Origin of the sequence: Streptomyces sp. NPDC058284 (assembly GCF_042881135.1) — a bacterium.
Taxonomy (GTDB): domain Bacteria; phylum Actinomycetota; class Actinomycetes; order Streptomycetales; family Streptomycetaceae; genus Streptomyces.
This window is the reverse complement of the sequence record NZ_JBHVYE010000011.1, coordinates 137,483-152,422: the sequence shown is the minus strand read 5'-3', so window position 1 is coordinate 152,422 and position 14,940 is coordinate 137,483. Positions and strand designations below refer to the sequence as shown.

Annotated in this window: 12 protein-coding genes and 1 pseudogene; 6 read left to right on the top strand and 7 right to left on the bottom strand. The window is 73.0% G+C overall.

Going from position 1 to position 14,940, the window contains the following annotated elements:
• Positions 1-77: 77 nt before the first annotated feature.
• Positions 78-2,690, bottom strand: coding sequence for an FG-GAP-like repeat-containing protein (locus ACFVYR_RS17860; RefSeq protein WP_384262480.1), 2,613 nt, complete (start codon positions 2,688-2,690; stop codon positions 78-80).
• A gap of 279 nt (positions 2,691-2,969) precedes the next feature.
• Between ACFVYR_RS17860 and ACFVYR_RS17855 the strand changes: the two genes are divergently transcribed.
• The 4 genes from ACFVYR_RS17855 to ACFVYR_RS17840 all read left to right on the top strand — a co-directional run bounded on the left by ACFVYR_RS17855 (position 2,970) and on the right by ACFVYR_RS17840 (position 6,752).
• Entirely contained in the window at positions 2,970-3,803 is an 834-nt protein-coding gene (locus ACFVYR_RS17855) for a hypothetical protein (RefSeq protein ID WP_384262482.1), read from the top strand.
• 110 nt (positions 3,804-3,913) lie between these two features.
• On the top strand, positions 3,914-4,504 hold the full coding sequence (locus ACFVYR_RS17850) for an RNA polymerase sigma factor (protein WP_384262485.1): 591 nt from the start codon (positions 3,914-3,916) through the stop codon (positions 4,502-4,504).
• Between the two features lie 281 nt (positions 4,505-4,785).
• Positions 4,786-5,451, top strand: a complete 666-nt coding sequence (locus ACFVYR_RS17845; RefSeq protein ID WP_384262487.1) for an RNA polymerase sigma factor — start codon at positions 4,786-4,788, stop codon at positions 5,449-5,451.
• Positions 5,451-6,752, top strand: a complete 1,302-nt coding sequence (locus ACFVYR_RS17840) for a hypothetical protein (RefSeq protein WP_384262489.1) — start codon at positions 5,451-5,453, stop codon at positions 6,750-6,752. Before ACFVYR_RS17845 ends, ACFVYR_RS17840 begins: the two co-directional genes overlap by 1 nt.
• 237 nt (positions 6,753-6,989) lie before the next feature.
• On the opposite strand, the gene ACFVYR_RS17835 is transcribed toward ACFVYR_RS17840, so the two are convergent.
• Positions 6,990-7,919 (bottom strand): L,D-transpeptidase family protein, encoded by a 930-nt coding sequence (locus tag ACFVYR_RS17835; protein WP_384262492.1) that lies wholly within the window; start codon positions 7,917-7,919, stop codon positions 6,990-6,992.
• 73 nt (positions 7,920-7,992) lie between these two features.
• Here ACFVYR_RS17835 and ACFVYR_RS17830 point away from each other — a divergent pair, with 73 nt between their 5' ends.
• Entirely contained in the window at positions 7,993-9,573 is a 1,581-nt protein-coding gene (locus tag ACFVYR_RS17830) for a methylmalonyl-CoA mutase (RefSeq protein WP_384262494.1), read from the top strand.
• 188 nt (positions 9,574-9,761) lie between these two features.
• Here ACFVYR_RS17830 and ACFVYR_RS17825 read toward each other — a convergent pair whose 3' ends face one another.
• On the bottom strand, positions 9,762-10,229 hold the full coding sequence (locus tag ACFVYR_RS17825; protein ID WP_384262497.1) for a MarR family winged helix-turn-helix transcriptional regulator: 468 nt from the start codon (positions 10,227-10,229) through the stop codon (positions 9,762-9,764).
• 34 nt (positions 10,230-10,263) lie between these two features.
• Positions 10,264-11,106: pseudogene (locus tag ACFVYR_RS17820) on the bottom strand (FAD-dependent monooxygenase); the annotation flags it as partial.
• Here ACFVYR_RS17820 and ACFVYR_RS17815 point away from each other — a divergent pair.
• A complete protein-coding gene (locus tag ACFVYR_RS17815; RefSeq protein ID WP_384262542.1) occupies positions 11,024-11,215 on the top strand; it encodes a hypothetical protein in 192 nt (63 codons plus the stop codon). The pseudogene ACFVYR_RS17820 and the gene ACFVYR_RS17815 overlap by 83 nt on opposite strands.
• On the opposite strand, the gene ACFVYR_RS17810 is transcribed toward ACFVYR_RS17815, so the two are convergent.
• The 3 genes from ACFVYR_RS17810 to ACFVYR_RS17800 all read right to left on the bottom strand — a co-directional run bounded on the left by ACFVYR_RS17810 (position 11,199) and on the right by ACFVYR_RS17800 (position 14,796).
• On the bottom strand, positions 11,199-12,401 hold the full coding sequence (locus ACFVYR_RS17810) for an acyltransferase family protein (protein ID WP_384262499.1): 1,203 nt from the start codon (positions 12,399-12,401) through the stop codon (positions 11,199-11,201). The two genes, ACFVYR_RS17815 and ACFVYR_RS17810, sit on opposite strands and share 17 nt — an antisense overlap.
• Positions 12,398-13,741 (bottom strand): polysialyltransferase family glycosyltransferase, encoded by a 1,344-nt coding sequence (locus ACFVYR_RS17805; protein WP_384262536.1) that lies wholly within the window; start codon positions 13,739-13,741, stop codon positions 12,398-12,400. The genes ACFVYR_RS17810 and ACFVYR_RS17805 overlap by 4 nt, the downstream gene beginning before the upstream one ends.
• 77 nt (positions 13,742-13,818) lie before the next feature.
• On the bottom strand, positions 13,819-14,796 hold the full coding sequence (locus tag ACFVYR_RS17800; protein WP_384262501.1) for a glycosyltransferase family 2 protein: 978 nt from the start codon (positions 14,794-14,796) through the stop codon (positions 13,819-13,821).
• Positions 14,797-14,940: the final 144 nt, after the last annotated feature.

Genomic DNA, 14,940 nt, shown 5'->3' with positions numbered 1-14,940 from the left:
GCGGCGGGATCGCCGGTGAACGGCGCCCGGAGCCCGCGCGCCGCCCCCTCGCCGGGGGAGCGGCGCGCGGGGTGGGGCTACGGCGTCAGCGTCTGTCCCAGGTGGGCGCCCGCCGGGGTGCCCAGGAGCGTACGTCCGTAGTAGACGCCGCTCGACCCGGGAATGCCCGAACTGCCGCTGTCCAGCTGGAGGATCGTGCCGTCGCCCGCGTCCTCGCCGTCGACGCCGATGGCGAGGTCCGCGCGGCCGAAGCCGGACAGGTCGGCCAGGGTCACCGAGGAGCCGAGGCGGTCGCCGGTCTCCGTGGAGCCGGGGACATCGGGCTCGTCCTGCGAGAAGGCCTTCGCGCCCGAGCCGGTGAGGCCGGCGGACGAGCCCTTCAGGAGGAGCGAGGTGCCCGCGTCCTTGCGGTTCTTGCCGGCGCGGGTGATGTCCTCGTCGGGGGCGCCCGTGACGACGTCCGCGTAGCCGTCGAGGTTGTAGTCGCCCGCCGCGACCGACCAGCCCATCGCGTCGCCCGCCTCGGCGGCGCCGGGCACGCCGGACGTCGCCTGGTGCACCGTCTTCATGCCGGTCGTCGTGAACCCCGTCGACGTGCCGGGGACCACCGTGACCTGGCCGCCTGCGTGGGCGCCCGACTCGGCGGTGTAGGGCTGGCCGATGACCAGGTCGTCGTAGCCGTTGCCGTTGACGTCGCCCACGGCGACGGACCGGCCGCCGGGGACGGAGAGCACGCCGACCCGGCTGAGCCCGGAGCGGCCGCCCCGGAACCAGGCGACCTTGCCCTTGCCCGCCTGGTCGCGGTAGGTGAGCGCCACGTCGCCGTAGCCGTCGCGGTTGAAGTCGCCGGACGCGGCGTCCGGGTACGCGATGGCGGTGTCGCCCGAGGTGAGGCTGCCGCCCGACTCGTGGTCCTCGTCGAGCCGCGCGGCCCACGAGCCGCCCGTGCCCGTCGCCGCCGCGAAGACATCCGCCTTGCCGTCGGCGTTGAAGTCACCGGAGGCGACCGCGGAGCCGAACCTGGCGCCCGGGTAGTGGAAGTCGTCCGAGAGCTGCATGTCCGTGCCGGACGTGAACTTCGGGCCGTACAGCATGGTGACCGCACCGCGGTCGGCGTGGCCCGAGGTGTCGTCCTCGCCGGGGGCGCCGATCACGAGGTCCGCGTAGCCGTCGGCGTTCAGGTCGCCCCACGCCGTGGCCGCGCCCCAGTCGTCGCCCTTCTCCGAGTTGCCGGGGACGCCGGGGCTCGCCTGGGTGAGGGAGACGCGGGACGATCCCACGGGACCGCCGAGGCCGCCGGGGACCACGGTGACGCGGCCGCGGCTCGACGACGCCTTCGGGGTGCCGGCGATCAGGTCGGTGATGCCGTCGCGGTTGTAGTCCGCCGTCGGGATCGCGGAGTTCTTGCCCGCGCTGCCCGCGAAGCGGCGGATCTCGCCGAGCCCGGCGTACAGGTTCTTGCCGGGGCACAGGGTCGAGAAGCCGTCGCGGTGGCCGGAGACGGTGCGCAGCGAGGCCTGCTCGCCCTTCTTCCACACGCCGGTGTCGTCGGCCGCGGTCAGCGTGACCTTGCCGTTCGGGTCGCCGCCGTACTGGCCGAGCTTCCACGCCGTCACGCGCGCCACCGACTCCAGGGCGGCCCGGGTCGGCCTGCCCGCGGGCGTGTTCGTCGCCGGGTCGCCCTCGAAGTCACCGAGGACGGCGATGCCCGCCGAGTCGCCGTTGAAGCCGTAGGTGTGCGCGCCGCGCACGGGCAGGCCGATGCCGCCGCCGCGGCCCTCGAATATCTGGCCGCACTTGTCCACGACGAAGTTGTAGCCGAGGTCGTTCCAGCCCTCGGTCCGCACGTGGTACGTCAGGAGGCCGCGGACCAGCGCCGCCGACTGGGCGCAGCTGTAGTCATTCGTACCGGCCGTGTGGTGGACGAAGACCGCCTTGACCTTGTCGTTGTAATCCGGCGCGTCCTTGACCAGGGACTCGTCGGCGCCCCAGGCGGCCCGGCCGATCACCGGGGGCTGGGTGACGGTGGAGGGCGGGGGCGTGGGCCCGGCCGGGGCGGGGGCCTTGTCGGCGGGGGCGAAGGCCGCGGGGGACAGGGCCGTGCCGGTGCCGGTGCCGGTGGTGCCGGTGGTGCCGGTCATCCCCTTGCTTTCCGTGCTTGCCGTGCTTCCCGTGCTTTTCGCGCCGCCGTCGAGCGCCGGGTTGCGCGCCTCCTCGGCGGTCACGCCCGGATCCACGAGGTTGACCTCAAGTTCCCCCGGCAGAGCGTTACTTGACGAGCCGCCCTCGGCGACGACGCGGACCTCGACGCCGTCCGAAGGCCCGACCCAGAGCGGGTCGGACGCGGCACGCGGGCCCGCCTCCGCCTTCTCCGCGCGGTGCGGCTCCAGGTCCAGGGCGCGCCAGCCGGTCCAGGAGCCGGAACCGATGGCGCGCGTGCGGACCTGCGCGGAGCCGTCCAGCTCCACGGCGGCACCGCTCCACGAGACGCCGAGGAGCGAGAACTGCTCGGTCTCCGTGCGCGGCAGCGTCCGCTTCGTCGCATCACCGGCTTCGAGCGCCAGATCGTGCACGCTCGCCGGCCGCTCGGCGCGCGGGTCGGCGCCGGACCTCTGCCCGTCGCCGGGACCGGCCATGGCGTACGTCGCCGCCCCCGCGCCGCCGAGGACGACGGCCCCGACCGTCAGCAACGCCCTGCGCCGCAGACTCAGCGGTCTGTACGCATGCGTGGTACGCGCCTTCTCACGTGGTTTGCGCGGACTCAAATACCCCACCCCTCAGCGAATTGCCGGTGAACTCAGCGAGTCCGTACGACTGATCGCCCTCGCAAAGGGTTGTAGCGGAGCGGGTGATTTGTCGCGTGACGTATCCCGCACGCCCCGGGCGTGACGCGCGGGCGGGCCGGTGCGCTGGGTCATGTGACAGTGGTGAAGTCGTGGGGTGAGTCGAGGTCAGGGGCGGGGTTGCGGGTGGGGAAGAACAGAAGAGGGATACGGGCCGCCGCGCTCTGCCTCGCGGTGGGCGCGCTCGCGTCCTGCGCCACGGAGCGGCAAGTGACGTACTCCGGCGGCACCCTCGAAGAGCTCGTGCCCGAGGACGAGAAGCGCGGCAGGGAGCTGGCCGTTGAGGGCATGCGGCTTCTCAAGGAGGCGGAGTCGGTGCGCATGGCCGTCGACATGACCAAGGCGGCGCGGACCCGGACCGGCGTGCTGCACATGGACCGCGACGGCAACTGCACGGGCACGTACGACATGGGCCCGATGGAGCGCGGCCGGCTCATCGTCGTCGCCGGGGACGCGGCCTACGCGCGCTACGCCGACGAGTCGCTCGACGCGATCGACGCGATGGCGGCGGGGCGGGACCCCGAGGCCGCGGCGCGCGTCCGGGAGCGGACGGCGCTCGCCCGCGGGAAGTACCTGAAGCTGCCCGAGGGCACCGGAAACGGCTCGGGGGCCGCGACCCCGACGACCAACTGCGACCTCGACAAACTCACCGGGACGATGCCCGGCACTCCGGAAGAGGGCGAGACCTTCAAGGCCCTCGACCCGATCCGGCGCTACGGCCAGGACGTCATTCCGCTCGCCGGTGAGTCGCACGGGCAGAAGATGACGCTGTACGTCGCCGCGGACGGCGAGCCGTACGTGGTCGGCGTCCGGCAGGTGGGCAACGGCGAGGCCATGCTCCTGCGGTTCTCGGAGTACGACGAACCGGTCCACGCGGTGGCCCCGCCCGCGGAACAGACGTTGGACATCTCGCGGTTCCTCCCCGAGGGAGGGGACGGCGGCTCGCTCTTCGAGGTGTGAGCGTGGGCCCGGGCCCCGGGTGAGCGTGACATTTCCGCCCCCGGTGACGCTGTCGACCGTGGAGGCACAGGCGCCGTGGCCCGTGCCCGCAGCGGCCGGATGGGAGCGGGTTGGGCCAGCGTGGGGGACCCCGTCGCACACAGCCGTACGACGAGGAGCTGGGCAGGGCCGTCGCGGCGGCCCAGAAGGGGGACGAGGCCGCCTTCGCGGTCGCGTACCGCCTGGTCCAGCCGGGGCTCGTCGGCTATCTGCGCGGCCTCGTCGGGACCGACGGCGAGGCGGCCGAGGACGTCGCCGCCGAGGCGTGGCTGGAGATCGCCAGGGACCTCGCGCGGTTCCACGGCGACGGGGCGGGCTTCCGCGCCTGGACCGCGACGATCGCCCGGCACCGGGCCCTGGACCACCTGCGCCGCCGGCGGGCGCGGCCCCGCACCACCGCGCTGGAACAGGACGTCCTCGAACTCCCGGGCCCGCACAGCACCTCGTCGTCGGCCCTGGAGACCCTCTCGACCGAACGGGTCCTCGACCTCATCGCGACCCTGCCCCGCGACCAGGCGGAGGCCGTCCTGCTCCGCGTGGTCGTCGGCCTCGACGCCCCGGCGGCGGCACGGGTACTCGGCAAACGCCCCGGGGCGGTGCGGACGGCTGCGTACCGGGGGCTGAGGAGGCTGGGGGAGCGGATGGGGGGCGATGGGAGGTGATGCGCGGTGGCGGTGGGGCTGGGGCCGGCCGCGCGGTGGACGACCGCGCCGGAGCCGACCAGGGCCGCCACCCCCCACAGGAGAGGCCCCGGCCGGCGCGCGGCACGAACCGCGTGCGGTCCGTATCTTCTTCAGCGCCGCGCGTGCGTTTTCTGTCACACCGCGTTCCGTCACGCACTAGTTGCAGTTTGTACAAACATGGACGCAGGGGTGCCCCAGCCCGTACCGTGCTGCTTCGCGCCGGGGCCGGGCGCAGATCTCCGAGTGGCAGGATTGAGAGAGTGCTGGGGGACGACGCGGAGCTGACCGCCGCGGTGCTTGCGGCACAGGACGGGGACGAGACCGCTTTCCGGACTGTGTACCGCGCTGTGCACCCGCGCCTGTTGGGTTACGTACGCACGCTGGTCGCCGACCCGGACGCGGAGGACGTCGCCTCCGAGGCCTGGCTGCAGATAGCGCGCGACCTGGAGCGGTTCAGCGGTGACGCGGACCGGTTCCGGGGCTGGGCGGCGCGCATAGCGCGCAACCGCGCCCTCGACCACATCCGCATGCGCGGCCGCCGCCCCGCGGTGGGCGGCGACGAGTCGGAGCTCACCGGCAAGCCGGGCGACGCGGACACCGCGGGGGAGGCGATGGAGTCCCTCGCCACCGGTGAGGCCCTCGCCCTGATAGCCCGGCTCCCGCAGGACCAGGCGGAGGCCGTCGTCCTCCGCGTCGTCGTCGGTCTCGACGCGAAGAGCGCCGCCCAGACCCTCGGCAAGCGTCCCGGAGCCGTCCGTACCGCGGCGCACCGCGGCCTGAAGCGCCTCGCCGAACTGCTCGGCTCGCAGGGCGCCGACCCCCATGAGGCGCTCGACGCCGTACCCCCGCAAAGAGAGCCGCGCGGCCGCGCGGTGACGTCCGCCGGTGTGACGCAATCGCGCACGCGGACGCAGAAGGACATGTGATGGCCGACGAGCAGCACAAGTGGCTGGACCGCGATGCGGCGGAGCGTTTGCTGCGCGGCGAGCCCCTCGAAGACGTCGACCCTCACGCCCGTGCGCAGGCCGACCGGCTCGCCGCGGCGCTCGCCGCGCTGGCCGCGCAGAACCGCTTCGCCGAAACGGGGGGCGGCGGCGAGGACGGGAACGGGGACCGGAGCGGCACGGAAAGGCGCAGCGCTTCGGGGGAGGGCAGCCACCCTGAGAACCGCACCGGCACCGGCACCGGCCCCGGCCTCGACGCCGACGCCGGTCCCGGCCCTGCGCTCCCCGACATCGGTGCCGACGGCCTCACCGGCCCGGCTCCCGCCGCGCTCCCAGGTGAACTCCCGGGCGAAGCCGCCGCGTTGGCCGCTTTCAGGGAGGCCCGCGCAGGACTCCCGCAGAGCGGTGGCGGCAGGTCGCGGACCGCGCCGTACGCGACGGCCGCGCATGAGGCGGCCGCGAGCGAGACCGTGCGTCTGGGACGTGCGGGGAGCCGTCCCGCGCCCAGCCGCTGGGGCCGCCCCGTCCGCTTCGGGATCGCCGCGGCACTGGCCGGGTGCATGATCGGCGGGGTTGCCGTGGCCGCGGGGACGGGCGTGCTGCCCTCGCCGTTCGGCACGCACAGCGACCCCGGCCCCACCGTGTCCGCCTCGGCCGACACTGCCGGCTCAGAGGAACCGCAGGCTCCCCCGTCGGACGACGCCGGTGAGCCGTCCGAGGAGCTGTCCCCGGACGAGGGCGCGACACCGGGCGACGGGGCGACGCGGGAGCCCGCGTCCACCGCGTCGCCGGAGGCCGGGGCCGACGGCGAGGGCGAGAGCGACGCGGGCGACGACCCCACGGACCCTCCGGAGCAGCCGGGCGGCGACAAGCCGGCGCACCGGGACGAGGCCAGGAACTGGTACCGCAAGGCGGTGGCCGCCTGCCGTGCCTACCGCAGCGGCGAGCTGCAGGGCGGCAAGCGCCGACGCCTCGAGGAGATCGCCAAGGGCCCGGCCCGTGTGGAGGCGTTCTGCGGCCGGGTGCTCGGCGGCTCGGGCGGCGGCGGCCAGCAGGGCGGCGGTCATCAGGGTGGTGGCGGACACCAGAACGGCGGCGGGAACGGCCACGGCGGCGGTCACGGTGACGGGGGCGGCGACGGCGGCGGGAAGGGCTCCGGCGGTGACGACGACGGCGGCTCGGGCGGTGGCACCGGCGGTGTCCCCGGGCCTCCCATGTCCTCCCCGGCCGCCCCGGGTGCGACTCCCACGGCTTCGTACAGCGCGCTGCCGCACCTGCCGTAAGCGCCTGCCGTAAGCACCTCGCACAGCTCTGTCCGGCCGGGGTGTGACGTTTTCGGAAGCCGTGGCGCAGTAAGAAGTGAGCCGACTGGTCATCGGCCCACGCACGAGCCGGGGGTTCCCCCCGTACCTTCGGCTCCGTGCCCTCGGCGTGGGCGGGATACGTTCCCCCGATCCCGCCCACGCCGCTTTTCCCGGGCCCGGTCCGGCCCGCTCACCCGCAGGTGACGACACCGGCTCTCACTTGTAGATCACGACGCGGTCGCCGTTGCGGACCTGGGCGAACAGGCTCGCGATCTTCTTCTCGTCCCGCACGTTCACACAGCCGTGCGAAGCGCCGCTGTAGCCCCTGGCCGCGAAGTCCGACGAGTAGTGCACGGCCTGGCCGCCGCTGAAGAACATGGCGTACGGCATGGCGGTGTCGTAGAGCGTCGAGACGTGGTGCCGTGACTTCCAGTAGACGCTGAAGACGCCCTCGCGGGTCGGCGTGTACTGCGAGCCGAACCGCACGTCCATCGTCGACACGGCCCTGCCGTCGATCATCCAGGTCAGCGTGCGGCTGCTCTTGGCGATGCACAGGACCCGGCCGGTCAGGCACCGCTTGTCCGGCGCGGCGGCCGGCCTGCCGCCACCCGCGTACAGCTCCTGCCGCGTCGGTTCGCGCGTCATGTCCCGCAGCTTGCGCAGGGTCACGGTGTCCGTGGCGCCGGTGCGGGGCAGGCCGCGCTTGGCCTGGAAGCCCTTGACCGCGCCGGCGGTGAGGGGACCGTACGTCCCCGTGGGGGCCGCCTGGAACCAGCCGATCTGCCGCAGTCTGGCCTGCAGTTCCCGCACCTGTCCGCCGTGGTCGCCCTCCCGCATGAGCGTCATGGCGGGCGGCGGGGGCGGCGCGGCCTTCACGGCGGACGGCGTGTCGGGTGAGGTGCCGGGTGCGGTGTCGGCCCACGCCGGGGCCCGCGTCGGCGGAGGGGACGGGGACGGGTGCGTCGGGGTCCGTGTCGGCGCCCGGGTGGCCGACACCCCCGCCCCGCGGTCCGCGCCTGACCGCCCGCCGTCCGTGTCGACCGCCACCGCCTTGCAGCCCGCCGCCAGGACCAGTACCGCCAAGGCCCCTGCCGATATCGCGCCCCTGTCCATCCTGCCCCTGCCCATCACGCCCCCGGTGCTCATGGACAACACTTCTTCTACTGTTTCCCGGTTTGCCGCGAGTGACGCGTCCGGGGCGCGGGCGCAAGCTGGAGACATGACACACGAGTCGGAGTCCGGACTGCCCATCGAACCCGTGTACGGCCCCGAGGACCTGGCGGGATGGGACCCGGCGGAGAAGCTCGGCGCCCCCGGCGCGTACCCCTTCACCCGCGGCGTCTACCCGACGATGTACACCGGCCGCCCCTGGACGATGCGCCAGTACGCCGGATTCGGTACCGCCGCCGAGTCCAACGCCCGCTACCGCCAGCTCATCGAGCACGGCACGACCGGCCTGTCCGTCGCCTTCGACCTGCCGACCCAGATGGGCCACGACTCCGACGCGCCGATCGCGAGCGGCGAGGTCGGCAAGGTGGGCGTCGCCGTGGACTCGCTCGACGACATGCGCGTCCTGTTCGGCGGGATCCCGCTGGACAAGGTCTCCACGTCGATGACGATCAACGCCCCCGCCGCGCTGCTGCTCCTCCTCTACCAACTGGTCGCCGAGGAGCAGGGCATCGCCGCCTCCAAGCTGACCGGCACGATCCAGAACGACGTGCTCAAGGAGTACATCGCGCGCGGCACGTACATCTTCCCGCCCCAGCCGTCGCTCCGGCTCGTCGCGGACACCTTCCGGTACTGCCGGGCCGAGATCCCCCGGTGGAACACCATCTCGATCTCCGGCTACCACATGGCGGAGGCGGGCGCCTCACCCGTGCAGGAGATCGCCTTCACGCTGGCCGACGGCATCGAGTACGTCCGTACGGCGGTCGCGGCCGGCATGGACGTGGACGACTTCGCGCCGCGCCTCTCCTTCTTCTTCGTGGCGCGTACGACGATCCTGGAGGAGGTCGCCAAGTTCCGTGCGGCCAGGCGCATCTGGGCCCGCGTGATGCGCGAGGAGTTCGGCGCGCGGAACCCGAAGTCCCTGATGCTGCGCTTCCACACGCAGACGGCGGGCGTCCAGCTCACCGCCCAGCAGCCCGAGGTGAATCTCGTCCGCGTCGCCGTCCAGGGCCTCGGCGCGGTGCTCGGTGGCACCCAGTCCCTGCACACCAACTCCTTCGACGAGGCGATCGCCCTGCCCACCGCCACGTCGGCCCGCCTGGCCCTGCGCACCCAGCAGGTCCTCGCGTACGAGACGGACGTGACCGCCACCGTGGACCCCTTCGCCGGGTCGTACGTCGTCGAGCGCATGACGGACGACGTGGAGGCGGCGGCCCTGGACCTGATGCGGCGCGTCGAGGACCTGGGCGGCGCGGTGCACGCCATCGAACAGGGCTTCCAGAAGGGCGAGATCGAACGCAACGCCTACCGCATCGCGCGGGAGACGGACAGCGGCGAACGCGTGGTGGTCGGCGTCAACCGCTACCGCCTCGACGAGGAGGAACCGTACGAACCGCTGCGCGTCGACCCCGCCATCGAGGCACAGCAGTCGGCCCGCCTCGCCCGGCTCCGCGAGGAACGCGACGCGACGGCGGTCCGCACCGCGCTCACCGCCCTCAAGGAGGCGGCGAAGGGAGAGGCCAACGTCCTCCCTCCCATGAAGGACGCGCTCCGGGCACGAACCACGGTGGGCGAGGTGTGCGACGCGCTGCGGGAGGTGTGGGGGGCGTACGTGCCGACGGATGCGTTCTGAGGGGGGCTTGGGGGTCTCGAACGGGTGATCCGGAGCGGAATGCCCGTGGGGGTGGTCACGCTCATGAAGAGTGCTCTCGAAAGAAGGCTGACATGGCTGTGACAGTGCATGAGTCGTCGCTCGCCGATGCCGCCGACCGCCTCTGGCGAGCGTGCGCGGCTGCGGTCCGCCCGCTCCAGGGTGCTCGCTCAGTGGTGCCAGGCCGAGCCGCCCACGTTGTGGATCATCCGCTGGAGGACCTTCAGCGTGCGGACGTAGTCCTCGTCCGTGATGCCCTCGTGGATCTGGGCGCGCAGCTCCTGCTGGCGCTCGGCCACGCGGTCCCTCAGCGTGCGCCCCTCGTCGGTGAGAGCGAGGGCACCCGTGGAGTCCTCGCTGACCAGGCCGCGGTCGCGCAGGGCCCCGATGTCATGGTGCAGGGCGCCCTCGCCGACCTCCAGATAGCCCTGCAGGACCGTGACGACCTCGTCCCGCGGGCGTCCTCCGGGGGCCTGGAGGAGCTGGTTGAGGACCCACCACTGGGGCTGGGTGAGGCCGAGGCCGGCGAGGGTGGTGCGGATGTGGTGGACGACGGCCGCGCCCGCCGCCGAGCTCCAGTAGCCGACGGGCTGGCCGACGAGGTCCTCGTCGCTGTGTGAGTACGCGAAACTGGTCATGCACCGGAACCTAGAACCACAAGCGCGCTTGAGGTCAACACCCGCACCGCGCCAGGTACTCCATGAGCCCGTCCCGCGCGTCCGCCCCCGCCCAGCCCACGTAACCGTCCGGCCGGACCAGGAACAGCCCCTTCCCGTACGGCTCGTGACCGGGGACGTGGTGGACGCGGACCAACTTCGCGTCAGGCGACGGCAGTTCCGCGTCCGCACCCACCGCGAGAAGCGTGAAGTGCGGGCCCCGGAACGCGTCGAACAGGGTGCCAGTGCCGTCCGAGCCGTCCGAGCCATCCGAGTCATCCGCGCCATCCCCGCCGCACGGGCCGTCCGGCGCCCGGTCGCCCGCCCGCACCTCGTCATCGGACAGGCCCGTGCGGGTCTCCACCGCCAGTGACGACGCGCGGTAGCCGATGCCGAGCTGCCGGGTGGCCGCGCCGCGCCTCGCCTCGCCGCGGTGGATGCGGGTGGACAGGCCCAGCATCTGCTCGGCGTTGGGCCGCCGCTCCTCCTCGTACGTGTCGAGCAGCGCCTCGGGCGCGCCGTGCCGCAGCACCGCGCCCAGCTTCCAGCCCAGGTTGTAGGCGTCCTGGACGCTGGTGTTCAGGCCCTGGCCGCCGGCGGGCGAGTGGACGTGCGCCGCGTCGCCCGCCAGGAAGACGCGGCCCTCGCGGAAGCGGTCCGCGAGCGCCGCGCGCGGCCGGAAGTCGGAGACCCAGCGGAGCTCCGTCACGTCGTCGGCGTCCAAGTGCGTGCGGGCGGCGACGAGTTCCCGTACGCCCCGGAGGGAGAGGTCGGGCGTGGTCCCGGCGGGGAACTGGGCGGTCAGCTGGAAGTCATCCGTCCCGGGCAGCGGGCAGATCGCCGTGTACAGGCGGCTGTCGTCGGCGGCGGGCGAGGAGATGTTCGGCGCGCCCGAGGAGGGGTTCGAGGCGGGGCTCGCGGTGGTGGTGGCGGGGGTGGGAGTGACGCTGACTACTTGTGGGGAGTGAGGTCCCGGCTCAGTCCCTTGCGGATCAGCGGGGTCAGCCGCGCCTCCACGTACCGGTTCAGGAGCCACGCGAGGAGCAGCATCGCGGCGATGGTCAGGCCGAACGTCGCGTACGAGGGCAGCCCCAGGTGCCGGTGCAGCGCCTCCACGGTCACCCAGCCCAGGTGCTCGTGCACCAGGTAGAAGGGGTACGTCAGCGCGCCGGCCACCGTCAGCCAGCGCCAGTCGACCCGGTCCAGGTGGCCGAGCGCGATCAGGAGCACCGCCGCGAAACCCGCCGTCACCACCGCGATGATCACGGACGCCGAGCGGTAGGAGAAGAAGTCCGGGTTGGGCGCGTGCCACAGCTGGCCGACCGCGTAGTGCTGGCCGATCAGCCAGCTGACGCCCGTGATGCCCCACGCGGTGAGGTCGCGGCGGTCGCGGTGGAGGAGGTAGATGCCGACGCCGCCGATGAAGAACGGCGCGTACTCAGGCATCAGGACCACGTCGAGCAGCGGCTGGTTCGCGGCCTCCGCGACGGCCGCGGACGGCGTCCACACCGCGCAGAACAGCACGACGCGCGCGCGGGCGGCGCCCGGCAGGACCACACAGAGGGCGAACAGCGCGTAGAAGCGCAGCTCCGCCCAGAGCGTCCAGCAGACGCCGAGGACCCGGTCGGCGCCGAGCGGCTGTTGCAGCATGGTGAGGTTCACCAGCGTGTCGCTGGGTGAGACCGTCCTGTACGCGACGGCGGGCAGCGCGAAGACGGCTGTCACCAGGACGATCGCCACCCAGTAGGCGGGCAGCAGCCGGGACGCGCGGGACGCGAAGAACGAGCGCAGGGGCCTGCCCCAGCCGCTCATGCATATGACGAAGCCGCTGATCACGAAGAAGATCTGCACGCCCAGGCAGCCGTACGCGAACCACTCACTGGCCGTCGGGAACTGCTCCCTGGGCGAGCTGCCCCAGGCCTGGGATATCTCGCCGTCGCGGCCGCCGTAGTGGTACGCGGCGACCATGAGCGCGGCGACCAGGCGCAGCCCGTCCAGGGCGCGGAGGCGGGGCCTGGCGCGGGCGGTCCTTGCGGCGGGGACCGCAGGGGGAGCGGACAGGGCGGAGGTCTCCACGCCGGTTCCGGCGACGGGGTCCGCGGCGGGTTCGGCTCCCGCGGACCGTATCGGGAGGGTGGTGTCGGAAGACGTCATCCGAGCGCGGTCCGCTTGAGCGAGCGCTGCACCGAACGCGCGCGGCGGGCGACGCGGCGGACCGCCGCGTTGCGCGGGATGAAGGCGAGCTGCGAGGGGAGGGCGCCGGGCAGCGCGAGCGCGGTGAGGCGGCGCCGCTTGAAGTAGCGCCAGGTCGCGGTGGTGAGGTTCCGCGCGAGGTAGCGCTCGGCGTCGGGGCGCAGCCGCGGGTATATCTGCGGCTGCATCGCGAAGCCGACCGCCTTGAGGAGGTTGGTCAACTCGCCGACGGTCAGGCCGGGTTCCTGCGCGGTGACCGCGGCGCGGTCGGTGAGCTCGGGCAGCAGCGCGTCGACGATGGTGACCGGTACGCGGTTGCTGTTCTGGTAGGGCGCGAGCCGTTCCAGGAGGAGGTCCGTGCCGGTGCGGGCGGCGGGCAGGCCGTACAGCGCGGACGCCGTGAGCAGCGCCGTGGAGAAGCAGCCGACGACGAGCGCGGGCCGCATCCGCCGGTAGAGCACCTCGGCGAGCACCGGCGTGTCGAGCACCGTCAGCTCGACACCGATCTCCCGCGCCTCCTTCTCCAGGGCGCGCGACCAGCGGGCCGGCGCCGTGGGATGGGGCTTGAACACCACCTGCGTGTGGCCCAGTTCGGCGGCGCCGCGCACCATGCGGATGTGCAGCTCCTCCTCTTCCTCGGCGGTGAGGATGGAGAGCGCGGAGAGGTACTGTCCAAGGACGAGGGCGGAGCCCTCGAGGCCGGGCAGGTCGCCCGCCGGGCCCGCGCCGTCGTCCCCCGACAGTTCTTCCAGTACGGCGACGAACGCGTCGGTCGGCACGATCTCCGGGGCGACCCCGAACTCGGTGAGGAGCAGCGGGGTGAGCCCGGGCACCAGGTCCAGGTGGAGCAGGCGCCGCACGCGGGTGCCGACCAGCGGGTCGATCTTGTTGCGGGTGGGGCCGTAGCTCATCAGGCCGTCGGCGTAGACGTCCACGGGGACGCCGGTGAAGATCTGCGCGAGGGCGAGCGCGGGGTTGACCTGGATGGACTCGACGGCGAGCTCGATCTCGTCGTCACCGAGGTCCCAGAGCAGCCGGATGTAGCGCTCCCACAGCACGACGTCGTCGCCGCGCGGGGCCCAGCCGCCCGGGTGGAAAGGGGCGATCGTCTCGTTCCAGGACCGCACGTCGTCGAACCGGCCGCGCAGCCGCGCGAACCCGGGCATCGTGTCGAGAGCGGGCGTCGTCTCGGGCGTCGCCGCGTTGTTGCTGACCAGGAGGATGCGCCGGTCCGCGGGGCCGAAGCGGCCGGCGTCCAGGGCGGCGGCGAGCGTCGCGACGCCGTACAGCGTGGACGCCATGAAGATCTGCGTCGTACGGGGCGTGGCCCGTGCGGGCGCCTGCGGGGTCGCCTCGGAGGGGGTCTCAGGGGTCGCCATCACGCGGCCACCTCCGCGGACGCCGGGCGCCGGCGCAGCCTGCGCAGCCGGGTCGCCCGCTGGACGTCCATGGAGTCGAGCGCGTCGTCGAGAACGCCCTGCGGCATCCGCTTCAGCGCGGCCGCACTCATTGACTTCAATTTCCGCGCCACGGATGGCTCGAACCTTTCGATGGATCCCAAATGGTGGGAGATGATCGCGCAGTAGGTGCGTACGGCCTTCGGCAGGAGTTCGTCCGCGTCCCGGTCCGCCGCCGTTTCCCGTATCACCTGGTCGAATGCCTTGATGAAATCGAGCTGGCGCACATCGCCGATCTGTGTCAGCGACGAGGCGACACCGCGCCGGTAGAACACGCCGAGAAGGCCCACCGCCGCGAAGGATTCCGCCTCGCGGTGCAGTCGCCAGATCCACGGCCGGTCCTCGGCGGTGCGCAGGCCGTCGGTGAAGTGCAGAAGTCCCCGGTCGGCGAGGCGGCGGTGGTAGATGCCCGCCCAGGCGTACGCGTAGTCGACGGACGTCGAGCGGTCGGCGGGCAGGATGACGTCGCGCGGATTCAGTACGACGCCGCGCCTGCCGTGCGGGACGCGGTGCACGCTGCGGGCGCGCGCGGTGCACTGCACATGGTCGGTGCGCACGAAGTCGCAGCCCAACTCCTCGATGGCGGCGACGAGTTGAGTGAAGTAGCCGGGGGCGAGCCAGTCGTCGCCGTCCAGGAAGGTGAGGTACTCGCCGCTCGCCGCGTCGAGGCCCGTGTTGCGGGCGGTCGCGAGGCCGCCGTTGATCTCGTGTCGGAGGTGGATGGCGCCGGGAAGCTCGCGCGCCGCACGCTCCAGGATGTCCGGAGTCTCGTCGCGCGAGCAGTCGTCGACGAGAATGAATTCGAAGTCGTCACGCGCGTTCGCGCGCAGACTCCTCAAGGTGTCGGGCGCGTATTGCTGCACGTTGTAGAACGGCACGATGACGGAGAGCTTAACCACGTGGGTGACGCTAGGTGTCGGCCCGTCATTCGTGTCGACCCGCAGTGGGATGGCAGGTGAACGACGCGTGGCGGAATGGTTAACCGGGCCGCCGGTAAAGCCGTTCCCGGGCCGATTCGCCGTTCGTCGGCATGCTGTTAACCG